Raw genomic sequence first — 17,982 nt, forward strand, 5'->3', positions numbered from 1 at the left:
CGAGGTCGGTATTCCGTGTACCAGCGGGAGGCTGGAGTTAGGGTCAGCTCAACTGCCACCCATCTCGACCCTCAGCGATGACTTGCCGCTTCCACTTTTTCGGGCTGTATTGTCCAGCGCTGAACGTGACTTCGTAATGGATGATGCGTTGGCGGATTTGAGCTGTATAGGTGAAGAACTCCACCACAATATCCCCCCCGCTGCGGCAAACCTTCGGATGCCAGTCAGTCGGGGCTGATCTCACCCAAGTCCATCCCGAGGGCAGACGCTCTGCCTTTGTCAGGTAAGTGAGTGGCGCAGGATTGGTTTGGGGTAGGTCTTCTTCGAACTGATCCTCTTTGAATCGGTAATGGCTAGGACTGGTCCAGAGAATGTGCTGGAAATTCCATGCGCCCAAATTTTGCGCATCGGCCTGATCCCATGTTCCGGGGAAGTCCTGAATTTCCAACCGGAAGAGGGAGGCCTCGAAATACGATTTCAGGGAGAGGTCTCCCGCGAGGAGGGACATGTAGTCGCGGCTGAACCAGGCTGGATCATCGTTCGGCAGATTCAGGGGTTCCGCTGGTTGTGGAGGGAATCTGCGTTGATTATTCGGTGTCGCCAGAGGAGAAAGCCTAAGTGTAATGCCCCGATGGATGCCATAGACCTTGGTGAATCCACACGGATGGCAACAACTCCCAACCGCAGGCCCCCAGTCGTACGCCACGAGGGTGAACGTTTCGTTTAAGTGAATCGATGAGAACTGGCAGAGGATCGCCATCGGGTCGCGGAACGGGACGATCCAGGATGCCGAATCAAGTGGCCGATCGTATCGGGCTACCCTCGATGCCGCGCTCCGGTAGCTTCGAAGCCTTGCCAATGTCGATTGGAACTCGGGCTGCGAGAATCTGACGCAGTCACTCGTCGTACTCCGAAATTTCGAGGGGCCACATCCCAAATTCACGACGAGCAGGATCGAGATCCATGTGTCGCCTCGGAGACGAATCGTCATCACTCAGCTCCAATGATTACGGGTGGCCCAGGGGCACCTCGACCCCATTCACCCACAGCCGGCCCGGCTTCACTTTCCGCATCGCCTCGGGTGTGACGGAGCCCAGGGGCGCCTGGACCCACAGCAGGTCGGCCACGGCCCCCTTCTGGAGCGCGCCCAGGTCCTTGGCGCGGCCCAGAGCCGCGGCATTCCCGGCCGTATAGGCCCGGACGGCCTCGGCGCGGGTGAGGCGCTGGGCGGGCAGGAAACCGCCGGGCGGGTTGCCGTCGGGATCCTGGCGCGTCTCGGCGGCAGCGAGGGCGATGAAGGGGTTGGCGTCCTCCACCGGCGCATCGCTGCCGAAGGCGAGCAGGGCGCCGCCGTTCACAAAGCTGCGCCAGGGGAAAGCCTCGTTCACGCGCCCGGGGCCCAGGCGGGCGGGCGTCCAGCTGTGGTCCGAGGTGCAGTGGGTCGGCTGGATGCTGGCCACCACGCCGAGCTTCCCGAAGCGGGCGGCGTCGTCGGCGGTGACGATCTGGGCATGCTCGATGCGCGGGGGCAGGGCGCCCCTGCCCTTCTTCATGGCCTTTTCGAGCAGGTCCAGGGCCGCGTGGTTGGCTGCGTCGCCGATGGCGTGGATGGCTGGCTGGAATCCGGCCCGCAGGGTGATGGAGGCATCCAGGGCGACCTTGGCCGGATCGGTGACCCACAGACCCTGGGTGGACGGCTCGTCCGAATAGGGGGCCAGGAGCCGGGCGCCGCGGCTGCCCAGGGCGCCATCCAGGTAGAACTTCACGCCCTGCACCTGGAAGAAGGACAGGTTCTTCGCCCGGCCCTGCTTCAGCTCCCGGAGCATCAGGGCGTGGTCATGGTTCAGGTAGGCGAAGACGCGGATGGGCAGGGCGCCTGCGGCAGCCATGCGCCGGTAGGCCGCCAGCTCGCGGGCGCCCACGCCCATGTCCGCCACGGCCGTGAACCCGTCCGCGCGCAGGGCGGTGAGCCCGGCCTTCAGGCGGGCTTCCAGTTCCGCCGAGGTGGGTTCAGGGATGTGCTTCTCCACCAGCTGCACAGCCGCATCGAGCAGGATGCCCGTGGGGCGCCCGGCGGCGTCCTTGAGGATGCGGCCGCCTTCGGGATCGGGCGTCTTGGGGCCGATGCCCGCCAGGGCCAGGGCCGCGCTGTTCACCCAGGCGGCATGGCCATCCACGCGCTGGAGGAAGGCGGGACGGGAGCCGGTGAAACCATCCAGATCGAGGGCTCTGGGGAAGGTCTTGGCCGGCCACCGGTTCTGGTCCCAGCCCCGGCCCAGCACCCAGCCCTGGGGATGGGCGGCAGCCCAGGTGCGGATGCGCGCCAGGGTTCCCTCCAGGTCCGCCGGTCCCGTGAGGTCCACCTTCCGGCTCAGGGCGCCCAGGCCGCCGACATGCGCGTGGCCCTCGATGAGCCCGGGCAGCAGCGTGCCGCCGGACAGGTCCACGCGCCGGGCGGTCGGGTGGGCTTTGGCGAGGGCCTCCGGCTTGCCCACTGCCAGAATCCTCCCTTTCCCGATGGCCAGGGCCTGGCCGTGCTGCAAGCCCTGGGGCGTCCAGAGGTCGGCCCCGGTGAAGATCTGGATGGAAGCTGGCGGCGGGGGCGGCAGGGGCATGGGGATCTCTCGAAGGGGGAAGGGCCAGTGTAGCGTCCCCCCTCGCGTGGGCGATAAGGTGGATCTCATGGAGGCCCCATGTACCAGAAGGATTTCCTGGATCAGGTGCGCGCACAGCTCACGGTGTCGGAAGATCCGGCGAAGCTTCGGCAGCGGTCCTTCGAGACCAGCTCGGGCATCCCCCTGAAGAACAGCTACACGCCGGCGGACCTCGCGGACCATGACCCTCTGCGCGATCTCGGCGCGCCAGGGCAGTACCCCTTCACACGGCATGTCCAGCCCACGGGCTACCGCGGCCGCCTCTGGACCATGCGGCAGTACGCCGGTTTCGCCACGGCGGAGGAAAGCAACGCGCGGTACCGCTACCTTCTGGAACAGGGGACGACGGGCCTCTCGGTGGCCTTCGACCTGCCCACGCAGATCGGCATGGACCCGGACCATCCCATGGCCCTGGGCGAAGTCGGCAAGGTCGGTGTGAGCATCAGCTCCATCCACGACATGCGCACCTTGTTCCGGGACATCCCCCTGGACAAGGTCAGCACGAGCATGACCATCAATGCGCCGGCCAGCGTGCTGCTGGCGCTGTATCTGGCCGTCGCGGAAGAGCAGGGCGTCCGTCTCGACCAGGTGAGCGGCACCATCCAGAACGACATCCTCAAGGAGTACATGGCCCGCGGCACCTACATCTTCCCGCCGCGCCAGAGCCTGCGCCTCATCACGGACATCTTCGCCTTCTGTGCGGGCCAGGTGCCCAACTGGAACACCATCTCCATCTCCGGCTACCACATCCGTGAGGCCGGCTGCACCGCGGCACAGGAGATCGCGTTCACCCTGGGCGATGGCATCGCCTATGTGCAGGCCGCCCTCGACGCCGGCCTGAAACTCGAGTCCTTCGCCCCCCGCCTCAGCTTCTTCTTCAACGCCCACAACCAGTTCTTCGAGGAGGTGGCCAAGTTCCGCGCGGCCCGGCGGCTCTGGGCGCGGATCATGAAGGAGCGTTTCAAGACGACCGATGCAAAAAGCCAGATGTTGCGTTTTCACACGCAGACAGCCGGCAGCACGCTCACGGCCCAGCAGCCGGACAACAACATCGTCCGCACCGCCGTGCAGGCCATGGCCGCGGTCTGCGGCGGCACCCAGAGCCTGCACACCAACAGCCGGGATGAGGCGCTGGCCCTGCCCACCGAGCAGAGCGCCATGATCGCGCTGCGCACCCAGCAGATCCTGGCCCATGAATCGCGCGTGGCGGACGTGGTGGATCCTTTCGCGGGGAGCTATTTCATCGAATCCCTGACGGACGAGCTGGAGGCGCGAGCCTCTGCGCTGCTGGCCAAGGTGGACGAGCTTGGGGGCATGGTGGCCGCCATCGAGAAGGGACTTCCCCAGCGGGAGATCCAGAACGCCGCCTATGCCTACCAGAAGGCCGTGGAGAAGGGCGAGCAGATCGTGGTCGGCGTGAACCGCTTCGCCATCAGCGGCGAGGTGACGCCCGACCTTCTGCGGGTGGACGAGTCCCTGGGCGAGACCCGGCGCCGCCAGGTGGCGGCCGTGCGGGCGGGGCGGGACCAGGCTGCCACTTCAGCCCGGCTGGCCGAGCTCGCCGCCGCGGCCAAGGGCACGGAGAACCTGATGCCGCGCATCCTGGCCGCAGTGAAGGCCGAGGCCACGGTCGGGGAGATCTGCGATGCCCTCCGCGCAGTCTTCGGGGAGTACCAGGAGCATCTGGTGCTCTGATTTTTCAAAACACCATAATATCTTGTGAGATTGGGCGATCCGGGTACCCTTATTGCTTCGCAGTGACCAACCCCGTCCCGCCTCCCCGCGGGACCCTGAACCGGAGGCACCATGCGTATCGCCATCCTCATCGCCGCTGCGGCGCTGATCCTCGCCGTTCCCGCCCAGGCCAAAGTGCCGTTCGTGAAGAAGGCCCAGGAGCTGGGCTTCGCCGAGGTGAAGGACTGCAAGGCCTGCCATGTCGGCGCTCCCAAGAAGGGTGGCGAGATGACCGCCCGCGGCAAGTTCCTCGAAGAGACCAAGGCCAAGAAGAAGGCCGCCGAGGTCGATCTCAACTGGCTGAAGGACTACAAGGGCAAGTGAACCGCTGAAGCGTTCCTGAAGGTCACCGGGCGGCTTTTCCGCCCGGTTTTTTCTGTACCCAGAAGGCGTGCCCGCAATAGATCACGACACCTGTAGCGACATCAATAGGCAGACATGCAACGACTTGGGATTTACAACGGGCCGTGATCTAGATCACCACCAGGTATCTTAATGGGAGGTAACCGCGCTAGGCTGATAGGCGACATGTGAGGTAGCTATGCGTCTGCTGATCGCCGGACTGCTTTCCGTATTCCTTGCGGCCGCTCCTCCCTCGGGTCAGGACTGCACCGGCTGCCACGACATCGATCTGGCCAAGTTCGCGACCACGAAGCACGGGAGCATGGGCTGCACGGATTGCCACAGCAGCATCACGAAGCTGCCCCACGCGGACAAGCCTGCGCCCGTGAAGTGCGCCACCTGCCACGAGGACCAGGTCAAGGCCTACAGCAAGAGCGTTCATGGGGTCGCCAAGCAGAACGGGATGACCGATGCGGCCACCTGCGCTTCCTGCCACGGGCCCGCGCACCAGATTCTCGGAGCGGGCGATCCCGCGTCGAAGGTGGCGAAGCAGAACCTGGCGAACACCTGCGGCAGCTGCCACTCCAATCCGGATTTCCTCGCCAAGCACCAGATCCCGTTCGTGAAGCCGGTGGAGGCGTACCGCCTGAGCGTGCACGGCCGCGAGGTCGCCAAGGGGAACGCGGGCGCGGCATCCTGCTCCGACTGCCACGGCAGCCACGACATCCTGGCCTCCCGGGACCCCAAGGCCAAGGTGAACCGCGCCAACGTGGCGGAAACCTGCGGCGTCTGCCACAGCGACATCCAGGCCATCTACGCCGACAGCGTGCACGGGCTGGCCGTGAAGCGGGGGTCCAAGGATTCCCCGACCTGCACGGGCTGCCACGGCGAGCATGACATCCTGGCGCCTTCGGAAGCCGGCTCCCTGGTGAACGCGGCCCGCGTGTCCACCATCACCTGCGGCCGCTGCCACGGGGACGAACGCCTGAACACCCGCTACGGATTCGGCGACAAGGTGCCCGCCTACCAGGACAGCTTCCACGGCCTTTCCGTCCGCGGTGGCGGCAAGTCCGCGGCCAACTGCGCCTCCTGCCACGGGGTGCACAACATCCTGCCCTCTGCGGATTCCCGCTCCACGGTGAACCCGGCCAACCTGGCCCAGACCTGCGGGAAATGCCATCCCGGTGCTGGCTCCAAGCTCTCAGCGGCGCCCATCCATGTGCGCACCGCCACGATCACGGAGCATGTCTCCGTGCGGTGGATCCGCCTGGCCTACCTGGTGCTCATCCCGCTGACCATCGGGTTCATGCTGCTGCACAACTTCCTCGACTGGCTGGCCAAGCTGCGGCGCGGACCCCACCACGGCGGCACGCACGAGGGCTTCCCCCGCATGAACAAGACGTTCCGGCTCACCCACGCCATGGTGATCGTGAGCTTCGTCTCCCTCGTCATCACGGGATTTGCGCTGAAGTTCCCGGACTCGGCCTGGGTGAAGCTCTTCCAGTCCTTCGACCCGACCTCCAGCCTCCGCGGTGTGGTGCATCGCATCGCCGCCGTGGTGATGATGGCGGGGACGGTGTTCCATTTCATCCACCTGGCCCTCTCGAAGCGGGACCGGGTGATCCTCGTGGAGCTGCTGCCCTCCTGGCAGGACGCCAAGGACATCTTCAACATGCTCCGGTTCAACCTGGGCCTGATCCGGGAGCGGCCGACCTTCGGCATGTTCGGCTACGCCGAGAAGATGGAGTACTGGGCCTTCATGTGGGGCACCGTCGTGATGGCCGTGACGGGCCTCCTGCTCTGGGCCGAGAACTGGAGCCTGCGCCACCTCCCGAAATGGGTGCTGGACGCCGCCACGGCCGCCCACTGGTATGAAGCCATCCTGGCCACGCTCTCCATCCTCGTCTGGCACTGGTACCTGGTGATCTTCGACCCCGATGTCTACCCCATGGACCTGGCCTGGCTGAACGGCAAGGCCTCCGCTGACCACATGCGCGAGACCCGGCCCGAGTACTACCGGAAGACGATCGAGAAGCACGGAACCGACCACCCCGACGCCTGAGACCACCCCCTTGGCGCTTTACTGACCCCTCCCCACCCCATAGGAACCCTCCCCATGACCTGGACTTCTACCGATACTCAGGCTCCCGCCGCCGCCAAGCGGCGCGGCGGAAGCCTGCTGCTGGCCCTGATCACCGGCCTCCTCCTCGCCACCGCGCCCCTGCAGGCGGCCCCCGCCAAGGCGGCGGCCAAGGAGAGCTGCTTCGATTGCCATAGCGACAAGGACCTCACCAAGGAAGGGCCGAACGGGACCACCGTGCCGCTCTTCGTGGATGCGGGACGGTTCGGCGGCTCGGTGCATGCCTCGTTCTCCTGCAAGACCTGCCATGCCGACATCCACAAGGACCATCCAGGGGATGGCAACCCGGTGCCGAAGGTGAAGTGCGGGACCTGCCACACCGAGCAGGACAAGGTCTACCAGGGCAGCATCCATGGCATGAGCAAGGCCATGGGCGCCTCCGCCGCGGCGAACTGCACGGACTGCCATGGGAACCACTACATCGTCCCCGTGAAGCAGACGGATTCGCCGGTTTACAAGATGAACCTCTCGCAGACCTGCGCGAAGTGCCACGCGAACAAGAACCTCACCGATGAATACAAGATGAAGTACCCGCAGGTGGCCTCCCAGTACCAGGAGAGCATCCATGGGAAGGCGCTCCTCGTGAAGGGGCTCATCGTCGCGCCGGGCTGCAACGACTGCCATGGTGTCCACGACATCAAGCGGAGCGTGGACCGCAGCTCCCCCATCAACCATGCCAACGTGGCCAAGACCTGCGGCAAGTGCCATGTGACGGTGGAGGAGGTCTACAACAAGAGCGTCCACGGCCAGCTGCTGGCCAAGGGCGATCCCCGTGGCCCCGTCTGCATTCAGTGCCACTCCGCTCACCAGATCGAGACCCCGGTGAGCGGCCACTTCAAGGCCGGCAGCGACATGGTCTGCGGCAAGTGCCACGCCGACCGCCTGGAGCACTACCGCGACACCTACCACGGCAAGGCCATGGCCCTGGGCAAGGCCAACACCGCCAGTGCGGTGGCCGCCTGCTACGACTGCCACGGCCACCACGACGTCCTGCGGGCTGCGGATCCCAATTCCCGGCTCTCTCCCGCGAACATCGTCAACACCTGCAAGCAGTGCCACGCCAACGCCTCGGTCAGCTTCACGAAGTACGCACCCCACGCGAATCCCATGGATCGCAAGAACTACCCGGTGCTGCACTACGTCTTCCTGATCATGACCGCGCTGCTCGTGGGGACCTTCTCCCTGTTCGGTGCGCATACCCTCCTGTGGCTGTTCCGGTCCATCTGGCTCTACCGCCACGACTCGAAGCAGTTCCGCGAGGCCAAGATCAAGATCCAGGAGGATGACGAACAGTTCACCCGGTTCCAGCCCTTCGAGCGGTTCCTCCACATCCTGGTGGTGACGAGCTTCCTGCTGCTGACCATCACCGGCATGCCGCTGAAGTTCTACTACACCGACTGGGCGAAGGCGATCTTCCGGTTCTTCGGCGGAGCCGATGTGGCCCGCACCCTCCACCATTTCGGGGCGGTGATCACCTTCACCTACTTCGTGCTGCATGTGACCAGCACCGTGAGCCACCTCTGGAAGAACCGCGGCTACCTGAAGGACCCCGAGACCGGCGCCTTCAAGCCGGGCCGCATCTTCACGGCCATGGCCCACCCGGATTCCATGATCCCCACCAAGCAGGATCTGAACGACTTCGTGGCGCACAACCGCTGGTTCTTCGGCAAGGGACCGCGCCCCGAGTTCGACCGCTGGACCTACTTCGAGAAGTTCGACTACCTCGCCGTGTTCTGGGGCGTCTTCGCCATCGGCGTCTCGGGGCTGATCATGTGGTTCCCTGAGTTCTTCAGCCGCTTCATGCCAGGCTGGATGATCAATGTGTCGCTCATCGTCCACTCGGACGAAGCCCTGCTGGCCGCCGGCTTCATCTTCACCGTGCACTTCTTCAACACGCACTTCCGGCTGGAGAAGTTCCCCATGGACACGGTGATCTTCTCGGGCCGCATCTCCAAGTCCGAGATGCTCCACGAGCGCAAGCGCTGGTATGACCGTCTGGTGTCCGAAGGCCGCCTGGACAGCTTCCGCGTCAAGGATGAGTGGGAGGCCTGGAAGGGCATCGCCCGCAGCGCCGGCTACATCTTCTTCGGCGTGGGCCTCGTCCTGCTCTTCCTCATCATCTACGCCATGACCTCCCGTCTCGCGCACTGACGAGGTGACACCAGGAGGAGGGGCTCCGGTTTGCGCCGGAGCCCCTCTTCTTGTTCCTAGTCGCACCCGATCATGTGTGTTCTCAAGTTATTTGGAATCAGCGCGTTTTGGATCATGACAAAGCTGTGACTGCCATCACTGACGAACCCGGGCCGTCATATGACACTCAACTCATCGATTCAGCCCTGCTCGGATCGGATTCGAACCCCTACCCTCAACAGGAGTTTCCATGCGCCGCATCACCCTCCTCACCGCCGCCCTGATCCTGGCCGTGGCTCCGATGGCCTCCGCCAAGCCGACCACCGTCAAGGGTGCCAAGTGCACCGCCTGCCACGTGGGCGCCCCCAAGGACAAGAAGTTCAACGCCGAAGCCACCAAGATGGTCGCGAAGTACAAGGAAGCCCAGTGCAAGGACTGCCACGGCTTCGCCGATGGCAAGCTGACCGTCACCAAGAAGAAGTAGTCGTTCCACTCTCCAGAAACGAGAAGGCGCCGGATCTCCGGCGCCTTCTCGTTTCTGGAACCTGATTAGAGGCCGAGCAGCGAACGGGCTTCCGTCTCCAGGCGGTCCAGCTGCGATTCGCCGCCCCGGCCCTGCAGGTACACCTTCAGCTTGGGCTCGGTGCCGCTGGGGCGGAAGGCGGCGAAGGCGCCGCTCTCCAGCCGGAACTTCAGGACATTGCTGCGCGAGATGGGCAGCGCGACGCTGCGGTCATCGGGCCGGTCCAGGATGGGCTCGCTGAGGCCATCACCATGCCAGAGGCCGGTCTGGAAGTCCTCCCAGCTGACGACCTTCTCGCCGCCCAGGGTGGCGAGTCCCGCCGCCCGGATGCGGCCCATGGCCTCGGCAAAGCGCTTGGCGCCACCGGGCCGGGGATCCTCCAGGTTCACCAGGCGGTTGCGGAAGGTGCCGACCTTGGCCATGAGGGCGTCCACGGCCTCGAACAGGGTCTGTCCCTTCGCCTTGTGATGGCCCGCCATCTCAGCCACCACCAGGGCCGCTGTGACGCCGTCCTTGTCCCGGAGGTCGGGGGGGAGCAGCATGCCGTAGCTTTCCTCGGCGCCGAAGGCATAGGGCTCGCCCAGCGCCTCGAGGCGATCCATGCAGACGGCGATGTTCTTGAAGCCCGTGAGCGTCCAGACCACCGGCAGCCCATGGTGCCGGGCCACTTCGGCCATGAAGTCGGAGGTCACCACCGTGCTGACCACGGCACCCTTGCGCCCCTTCTGGGTGCAGAGATAGTCCAGGGTGAGGGCGGCCAGATCATTGCCCGACATGAGCTCCCAGGCCCCGTTCCGCCGGGCGACGACGCCGATGCGGTCCGCGTCGGGGTCGTTGGCGAGGATGATCTCGGCGTCCATGGCCTCGGCCTCCTTCAGGGGGGCGGCATAGGCCGCCAACTCCTCGGGATTCGGGCGCGGCGCCGTGGGGAAGGTGCCGTCCTGCACGCCCTGGCTGGGGCTGATGGAGAGCGGCAGGCCCGCCCGCTCGAAGAGGGCCGGCACGAAGGCGATGCCGGTTCCGTGGAAGGGCGTGTAGAGAATGCGCGCGGCCTCGAAGGACTTGGGCCGCTGGAGCAGGTCCTGGCCCATGGCGATGTAGGCTTCCTCGACCTCGGCGGGGATCGGCTGGATGCGGCCCGTCGGTACGACAGGTGGTTCGGGCACCAGGGGCAGGCCCGCCATGTGCGCTTCGACTTCCGCATCCCAGGGCTCCACGACCTGGCCACCCAGGTCGTTGTAGGCCTTGAAGCCGTTGTATTCCTTCGGATTGTGGCTGGCGGTGACGATGGCGCCACAGCCGGCGCCCAGGCGCTTCATGGCGAAGCAGAGGAAGGGGGTGGGCAGGGGACGGTCGCCCAGGAACACCTGGTAGCCGGCCGCCGCCAGGACCTCGGCGCAGGCCCTTCCGAAGGCCTGGGAGTTGAGGCGGGTGTCGAAGCCCACCACGGCGATCTTCTTCCCGGGGGCCCTCTGGCTGGCGACGCTGGCCAAGGCCAGGGACACGCGGCGGATGTTGGGGAGGTTCATGCGGCGGAGTCCCGCGGCCATGAAGCCCCGGAGTCCGCCGGTGCCGAAGGCGAGGGGCTCCGAGAAGCGGTCTTCCAGTTCGGCTGCGGCCCTGGCGTCCCCCGCCTCCGCGGCCCTCAGCAGGGGCTCGAGCTCCGCCCGGAGCTCCGGCTCCAGATGGGGGAAGGCGAGGTAGGCGTGGGCGGATTCAAGGCTCATGGAAGGTCCTGTGGGAACATTCGAGGATTGCAGATCAATCGACCGAGGTCGACCCGGAGGCCTTGCGGGCCACCACCTGGACCACGGCGCCCAGGCCGTGATGATGGGCGCCTTCGCGGATCTCGCGCACCACCTCGCGGCCGACTTCGAACTCCAGCCCGGGCAGAAGCTCCCTCAATTCCTGGAGGGTGTTCAGCAGGCCCGGTTCTCTCGGCCCGCCGGTACCGTACTCCAACTGGTCGGGCGTGTAGGCTTCCAAGATCAGGACGCCCCCGGGAGCGAGGGCGGCGGCGCAGCGCGGATAGAGGTCCCGCCGGAGCGTCGGGGGCAGGTGGCAGAAGATGGAGATGATGCCGCTCCAGGCTGTGATCCCGGGGTCGAACTCCGCGAGATCGGCGACCACGGTGTGGAGGGTCACCCCGCGGCTGGCAGCCAGCTCCTGGGCCCGGGCGAGACCGACCGGGGACAGGTCCACGGCCGTGACCCCGTGTCCCAGGGTGGCCAGGTATACGGCGTTCCGTCCTTGTCCTTCACCCAATCCCAGCACGGGGCCCAGGGGAATGCGCGGCGCCATGTCCCGCAGGAAATCGTTCGGTTCGGCGCCGTAGGTCAGCTCGGGCTGGCCGTAGCGCTCATCCCAGAACTCGCGTCCCATCAGGCGCCTCCCAGAGCGATGTCCTCGAGGAGGATGCTCAGGCCGGCGCTGCTGCCGTACCAGCGGAGATCGCTGCCCAGGGCGGCAATGCGGGTGAGGAAATCGCGAAGGTTGCCGGCGAAGGTGAGCTTGTCCACGGGCTCGGCCAGGAGGCCGCCGCGGATGCGGATGCCGCTGGCCCCCACGCTGAGGTCACCGCTGACGGGATCCACCGTGTGGAGACCCATGATCTCCGTGATGAGCACGCCATTCCCGGCCAGGCGGTAGAGGGCGTCGGGCGCCGTCGCGCCGGGCAGGGGGAACAGGTTGAAGGTCGTGGCCCCGGGCTGGCTGCCGAAGCCCCGGCCTGCGCTGGCGGTGGGGGCCATGCCCATTTCCGCCGCGGTCTTGAGGGTGTGGAGGTAGGTCTTGAGCACGCCGCCTTCGAGCAGCACATTGCGGCGCGTGGGCAGCCCCTCCGCGTCCCAGGGCTCGGTGCCGAGCGCTGGGCGGCCGGGTGCCTCGGGCAGGCGGCCATCGTCCACCAGGGTGAGCAGGGGGGAGGCGATGGCCTGACCCAGCTTGCCGGTGAAGAGGCTGCGCTGCTTGAGCACGGATTCGGCGTCCAGCATGCCGGCCACGATGCCCAGCAGATCGACGGCCACTTCCGGATGCAGCACCACGGCGTATTTCCCGGCGGGGAGGCGCTGGGGATTCAGCTTGCGCTCGCCCTTGAGGGCCGCTTCCGCGCCGATGGCGGCGAGATCGAGCCCCGGACGGCGGGCCACATCCCAGTGCCAGGCCGCCTGGCGTTCCTCGCCGTCGGCGACCGCCAGCTCGATGGCGGCCGAGCAGCTGGACCATGCATCCGGGGCCCGCACGCCTTTTTGCGTGAGCAGCAGGCTGGCGCCGGTGCCGTCGCTCCAGGCGGATTCCCGCACCGCGGCCACTTTCGAGGAGGCCTTCCGCGCTTCGGCCTCCAGTTCCAGAGCCCACCCGATGCGCTGTTCGGGGGTGAGGGCCTCGACGGACGGGTCGAAGCGGCTGGGGAGGTCATCGGTGCCCTCGGGATCGGCCTGGCGCAGCCAGGGGTCCTCGTCCCCCAAGGCGCTCAGTTCCCAGGCCTGGGCGAAGAGGGTGCGGAAATCGGTCGCGGCGAGGTCGGTCGTGGTGGCGAGGCCGGTGCGGAAGCCCTTGCCGCCGTTTCGGATCACGCGCACCCCCAGACCTCCGCGCTTGCTGGCGGTGAGATCCTCCAGCGCCCCGTTCTGGACCTTGGCCTTGCGGCTGCGGGACACGGAGACGAAGGCCTCGGCGCCTTCCGCACCCAGGCTGAGCGCGTGGCGGATGCCGTCCTGAAGGCGGGCTTCAAGGGCTTCGGGGATGAAGGTGCGGAAGGGATCAGTCATGTCAGGGCTCTTTCTCGAAGGCGGACCGCAGGATGGCCAGGGCAGGGGCGTCGAAGGCCACGAGGGTGATGGTCTGCGGGAGGTCGTGGGCGGCCAGCCAGGCGCGGCAGATGGCCATGGCGATGGCGGCGGCCCGGTCGGCGGGGAAGCCGTAGATGCCCGTGCTGATGGCGGGGAAGGCCACGCTTCCGCAGCCGCGGGACTCGGCCAGGCGGAGGCTCTCCCGGTAGCAGGAGGCGAGGGTCTCGTCCTCGCCCTGCCGCCCGCCGTCCCAGACGGGGCCCACGGTGTGGATCACGAAGCGGGCGGGCAGGCGGTGGCCGGCGGTGACCTTCGCTTGCCCCGGCGGGCAGCCGCCCAGGGCCCGGCACTCGTCCAGCAGGCCCGGTCCGGCGGCCCGGTGGATGGCTCCGTCCACCCCGCCGCCACCGAGGAGGCTGCGGTTCGCGGCATTGACGATGGCGTCCACGGCGAGGGTGGTGATGTCGGCCTGCACCACCTGCAGGCGCGCGGAGGTCAAATGACGCTCGGCAGGGGCTCGGCGGTGCCGCCGACCACGAGGGCGGGGCAGAGGATGGTGGGCAGGGCGTCACTGACGGGCACCCCCTGGCCGTCCTTGCCGCAAGTGCCGATGTCGAAGTGGTGGAGGTCGGAGCCGATGCGGGTGAGGCCTTTCAGCACGTCGGGGCCGCAGCCGCTGAGGGTGGCGTTCTTCACGGGGTATTTCGGTTCGCCGTTCTCCACCCAGTAGCCTTCCGTCACCTGGAACACGAAGTTGCCCGTGACCGTGTCCACCTGGCCGCCGCCCATGTGCTTCACGAGCAGGCCGCGGTCCAGGTCCCGGAGGATGGCCTCGGGCGCCTCGCTCCCCGCGGCCAGGAAGGTGTTGCGCATGCGGGGGATGGGCAGGTGGCGGTAGCTCTCCCGGCGGCCGTTGCCCGTGGGCTCCGTGGCCATCTTCCGGGAAGTCTTCCGCGACTGCAGGTAGGCCTTCAGCACGCCGTTCTCGATGAGGACCACGCGGCTCACGGGATTGCCTTCGTCGTCGATGGCCTGGCTGCCGCGCTTGTGGGGCAGGGTGCCGTCGTCGATGATCGTCACCCCTTCGGCGGCCACTTTCTGGCCCAGCTTGCCCGCGAAGGCGCTCATGCCCGCGAGCGCGAGGTCCGCCTCCAGACCGTGCCCGCAGGCCTCGTGGATCATGGTGCCGCCGGCGCTGCTGCTGAGGACCACCGGGAAGGTGCCGGCCGGCGCGGGCTGCGCGTCCAGGGCCTGGATGGCCAGGCGGACGGCTTCGCGCACGGTGCGCGCCACGGCCTCGTCCGTGAAGAGCTCGAAGCCACGGGTCTCGCCCAGGGCCTGGTAGCCCGTCTGGAGCTGGGTGCCATCCCCGGCGGTGACATTGGCCCGGAGCACGCTCTGGGTGCGGTGGTCCTCGGTGAGCCGCCCCGTCCAGGTCCCGTTTTCGCGCTCGGCGGCGGCGATCCACACCCGCTGGGTGTTGTCGCCGTAGCCCACGGACACCTGCTTGAGGGCACCAGGGCGCAGGGATTCCGCCTCGGCGCGGGCCAGGGACTCGGCGCGACGGACCAGGGCGACCTTTTCATCCAGGGGCACGCCGCCCGGGTCGCGCTCGACGGGGCTGGGCGTGGGGTGGACCTTCAGCGTCAGGGCTGGGATGGCGGCCATCGTGCCGGTACCGGGGGCGGCCAGGGTATGGGCGGCCTCCAGCAGCTCCTCGAAGGTCGGGGCGATGAGGTCGGCGAAGCGGGTGGTCTCGCCATCCACCAGGCGCAGGCTGGCTCCGAAGGTCTCCGAGGCCAGCACATCTTCCATGCGGCCATCGTCCATGCCCAGGGCGTGGGCCCGGCGCCGCTCCGCAAAGGCCTCGCCGTAGTCGCCGCCGCGGCTGAGGAGGGCGGTCAGGACGTCGCGGAGCTGGTCGGGGGTGAAGGGTGCGGGCATCAGGGCTCTCCACGTCCGCGCGCGGCGGACCCTCCAGTTTGACAGAAGGGCCGCTTCGGCTCCCGCCAGGATCCCGGCCAGGTCCCTGCCATCGTTGGGGATCACGAGGTCCGCATGGAGGGCACGCTCCGGGGACGTGGCCTGGGCTCGCAGGCGGGCCAGGGCCTCCTCGCGGGGCATCCCGTCCCGGGCCATGAGGCGCGCCAGCCGGAGATCCTCCGGGGCATCCACGGTCCAGAAGGCATCGAAATGGTGGGATCTCCCGGTTTCCACCCAGAGGGCCGCGTCCAGCACCGCCCCATGGGTGCCCGGGGGGAGGGTCGCGAGCCGGGCGGCCTGGAGGGCCTCGATGCGGGGGTGGAGGAGGGTGTTCAGCCGGGCCCGCGCGGCGCTGTCCGTGAACACGTGGGCGGCCATCCAGGCGCGGTCCAGGGCGCCATCCGGCCGGAGGCAGGCGGGCCCGAAGGCGGCGACCACGGCCGCCAGCCCCTCACTGTCCGGCCGCACCACCTCCCGGGCCAGGGCGTCCGCATCGATCACGGCCCAGCCCCGGGCCGCCAGCAGCCCCGCCACAAAGGTCTTCCCCGCGGCAATGCCGCCGCTGAGGCCGAGGATGGGGAAGGGGGACGATGGAACAGGGGACATGGTCGGGTTGGCGGGAATTCTCAAGGGTCGGAATGGAGGAATCCGGTGGGAGGCGTGACTTGCGTCTCTTGCAGCCTTCTGTCGTCGTCTGTCAGCATGCCGGAATTGCCCTCCAGGAGGTCGGTTTGAAATTGCGTCATTTCATTGCCGTACTCTGTCTAGCCATCCACGCCTGGGCGGGGAGCGATTGGCCGCCCATCCCGCCGGAAATCTGGGCGATCAAGGAAGGCCCGAAGGGGGCCGTGGTGATTGAGGAACGCTACCGGTTCCAGCTCATGGAGATGGAGACGGTCTATCGCGTCCGCATCTTCTCGGAGGAGGGCCGCGGCGCGGCCGCCCTGCCGGATCTGCCCAAGAACGCCCAGGGCATCAAGGGCCGCACCGCCTATCCGGATGGCCGCGAGATCACCTTCGACAGCCGGAAGGACTTCGCCGAGCGGAAGGTCGAAGCGGGCGGACGGGATTATTCCCAGGTGCATATGGTGGCTCCGGGGGTCACTTCGGATTGTGTGATCGAGGTCCGGTGGAGGGAGCGCTCCGACGGCTACCTGTCCGGGTTGCCGAAGCGGATGGTCAACGGCCTGTACGGCGCCTGGACGCTCGGGAACCCCTATCCGACGCGGGTGGCCACGGTCGAGATCGCCAAGCACTTCCCGCTCGCCTTCTACATGACCGGCGGAAGGGTCGGCATGGCCGAGGACACGGAGCGGGGCGGGTTCCGCATCATCTCCTACCGGAACCTGCCGGCGATGGAGAACATCCCCTATTCCATCCCTCCGACGAACGGATTCCCCCGGATGGAGATCTTCTGGCAGCCCGATGACCTCATCCGGGCGATCCACAACGGGAATGACGCCTATTGGACGGAGGCCTTCGACCGGATCTTCAAGAGCGACTACGAGGAATCCGTGGACACCGGCGGCGCCTTCCGGCGGCTGGCCGCGGAGCTGGTGAAAGGGCTCCCGGAGGCCCCCCAGGCGCGGGCGAAGGAGCTGCTCGCCCGCCTGGAGGCGCGGATCAAGAATGTGTCGGTGCCCACCGCCTCAGAGAAGAAGGCCCTTCCCAAGAACTTCTGGGACGATTACGAGTCCAAGCGGCTGGACAAGGCGGCGGCCTCTGGCCTGGCCAGTGCCAGCGGCATGCGGCTGATGTACTACCATCTGCTCAAGGCCGCGGGGATCCTCCCCAAGATCGCCAAGCTGGTGGACCGGGACCAGAACCTGTTCAACTACGGCCGTCTGAACGCCTGGCAATTCCACCACGACATCCTTGGGATCGCCGAGCCCGGGAAGGATGACCTCTGGCTCGACCCCGGCAACCGCTACGCCGCGCCGGGCGTGATCCATCCCGACTACCAGGCGGTCCCCATGCTGGTCTTCGAGTCCCAGGACTGGAAGACCTGGAAGCCGGTCCGGGGCATGCTCCAGGCCACCAAACCCACCTTCAACACCCGCTCCTATGCCTATGAACTGCACCTCGGGGAGGATTCCGACCAGTTTGAGGTCCGGGCCCAGTTTGGCGGATATCCCGAATATTCCGAGCGCTTCCGCTATCTTTCCCACGAAGCGGCGGATCAGTCCCGCCTGCTGAAGGAGGAGTTCGAGAAGCACGGGAAGAACCTGATCATCTCCAAGGCGGTCGTCCTGGATGCCGCCAACCCCGGGAAACCGGTCTCCTGGGAGGTCGGCGGCAGCCTGGAGCGCGAGTCCGGCCGCCGCCGGGAGGTGCTGCCCTTCCCGGGGATGCCCTGGCCCCTGTGGGTGCCCGACAAGCTGGACGTCCCGCGCACGGTGCCCATCGTGCTGCCCTACCTGGCGTCCCACACCGCGGTCTGCACCTTCGAAGTCCCGCGCGGGTACCGCTTCGACCCCCCGAACGAACTGCGCAACCGGAACCCTTTCGGAACGGTGATCTGGACCACCAGGTACGACTCGCAGGCGCGCAAGGTCACGATCCAGCTCAGCACGGAAGTGGCTTCCATCAACCAGGGGTCGGGTTACTGGCCGGCCTTCCGGGAGTTCCTGGGCTGGATCCAGGAGGCCTGCAGCCGCACGGTCGTGCTGACCAGGGAGGGCTGAC

The 17,982-nt window shown here is 67.2% G+C and carries 13 protein-coding genes; 6 read left to right on the forward strand and 7 right to left on the reverse strand.

Annotated features, from left to right (window positions below; genetic code table 11):
• Positions 1 to 43: 43 nt before the first annotated feature.
• On the reverse strand, positions 44 to 991 hold the full coding sequence (locus MLE43_RS01015; protein WP_243300847.1) for a hypothetical protein: 948 nt from the start codon (positions 989 to 991) through the stop codon (positions 44 to 46).
• Between the two features lie 16 nt (positions 992 to 1,007).
• Positions 1,008 to 2,615, reverse strand: a complete 1,608-nt coding sequence (locus MLE43_RS01020) for an amidohydrolase (protein ID WP_243300848.1) — start codon at positions 2,613 to 2,615, stop codon at positions 1,008 to 1,010.
• Positions 2,616 to 2,693: 78 nt separating this feature from the next.
• On the opposite strand from MLE43_RS01020, the gene MLE43_RS01025 reads away from it, so the two are divergent.
• The 5 genes from MLE43_RS01025 to MLE43_RS01045 all read left to right on the forward strand — a co-directional run bounded on the left by MLE43_RS01025 (position 2,694) and on the right by MLE43_RS01045 (position 9,484).
• The gene (locus MLE43_RS01025) at positions 2,694 to 4,349 is read left to right on the forward strand and encodes an acyl-CoA mutase large subunit family protein (RefSeq protein ID WP_243300850.1); all 1,656 of its coding nucleotides are present in this window, start codon (positions 2,694 to 2,696) and stop codon (positions 4,347 to 4,349) included.
• 111 nt (positions 4,350 to 4,460) lie between these two features.
• Positions 4,461 to 4,712, forward strand: a complete 252-nt coding sequence (locus tag MLE43_RS01030; protein WP_243300852.1) for a hypothetical protein — start codon at positions 4,461 to 4,463, stop codon at positions 4,710 to 4,712.
• 217 nt (positions 4,713 to 4,929) lie between these two features.
• On the forward strand, positions 4,930 to 6,792 hold the full coding sequence (locus MLE43_RS01035) for a cytochrome b/b6 domain-containing protein (protein ID WP_243300854.1): 1,863 nt from the start codon (positions 4,930 to 4,932) through the stop codon (positions 6,790 to 6,792).
• 54 nt (positions 6,793 to 6,846) lie between these two features.
• On the forward strand, positions 6,847 to 9,021 hold the full coding sequence (locus MLE43_RS01040) for a cytochrome b/b6 domain-containing protein (protein WP_243300858.1): 2,175 nt from the start codon (positions 6,847 to 6,849) through the stop codon (positions 9,019 to 9,021).
• Between the two features lie 229 nt (positions 9,022 to 9,250).
• On the forward strand, positions 9,251 to 9,484 hold the full coding sequence (locus tag MLE43_RS01045; protein WP_243300859.1) for a cytochrome c3 family protein: 234 nt from the start codon (positions 9,251 to 9,253) through the stop codon (positions 9,482 to 9,484).
• A gap of 65 nt (positions 9,485 to 9,549) precedes the next feature.
• Here MLE43_RS01045 and MLE43_RS01050 read toward each other — a convergent pair whose 3' ends face one another.
• Genes MLE43_RS01050 through coaE form a run of 5 tightly spaced genes read right to left on the reverse strand, consistent with a single transcriptional unit; the run spans position 9,550 to position 15,903 of the window.
• Positions 9,550 to 11,250, reverse strand: a complete 1,701-nt coding sequence (locus MLE43_RS01050) for a phospho-sugar mutase (RefSeq protein ID WP_243300862.1) — start codon at positions 11,248 to 11,250, stop codon at positions 9,550 to 9,552.
• 34 nt (positions 11,251 to 11,284) lie between these two features.
• Positions 11,285 to 11,905 carry an SAM-dependent methyltransferase gene (locus MLE43_RS01055; RefSeq protein WP_243300864.1) on the reverse strand — a complete coding sequence of 207 codons (621 nt, stop codon included), beginning with the start codon at positions 11,903 to 11,905 and terminating at the stop codon, positions 11,285 to 11,287.
• Positions 11,905 to 13,293: a TldD/PmbA family protein gene (locus MLE43_RS01060; RefSeq protein ID WP_243300865.1), complete on the reverse strand. Its 1,389-nt coding sequence runs from the start codon at positions 13,291 to 13,293 to the stop codon at positions 11,905 to 11,907. The genes MLE43_RS01055 and MLE43_RS01060 overlap by 1 nt, the downstream gene beginning before the upstream one ends.
• Before the next feature lies 1 nt (position 13,294).
• Positions 13,295 to 13,813, reverse strand: coding sequence for an O-acetyl-ADP-ribose deacetylase (locus tag MLE43_RS01065; protein WP_243300866.1), 519 nt, complete (start codon positions 13,811 to 13,813; stop codon positions 13,295 to 13,297).
• A complete protein-coding gene (coaE, locus tag MLE43_RS01070) occupies positions 13,810 to 15,903 on the reverse strand; it encodes a dephospho-CoA kinase (RefSeq protein ID WP_243300867.1) in 2,094 nt (697 codons plus the stop codon). Before coaE ends, MLE43_RS01065 begins: the two co-directional genes overlap by 4 nt.
• 245 nt (positions 15,904 to 16,148) lie before the next feature.
• Between coaE and MLE43_RS01075 the strand changes: the two genes are divergently transcribed.
• A complete protein-coding gene (locus tag MLE43_RS01075) occupies positions 16,149 to 17,981 on the forward strand; it encodes a hypothetical protein (RefSeq protein WP_243300869.1) in 1,833 nt (610 codons plus the stop codon).
• The last annotated feature ends 1 nt before the right edge of the window (position 17,982 follow it).

Source organism: Geothrix oryzisoli, assembly GCF_022808865.1.
Classification (GTDB): Bacteria; Acidobacteriota; Holophagae; order Holophagales; family Holophagaceae; genus Geothrix; species Geothrix oryzisoli.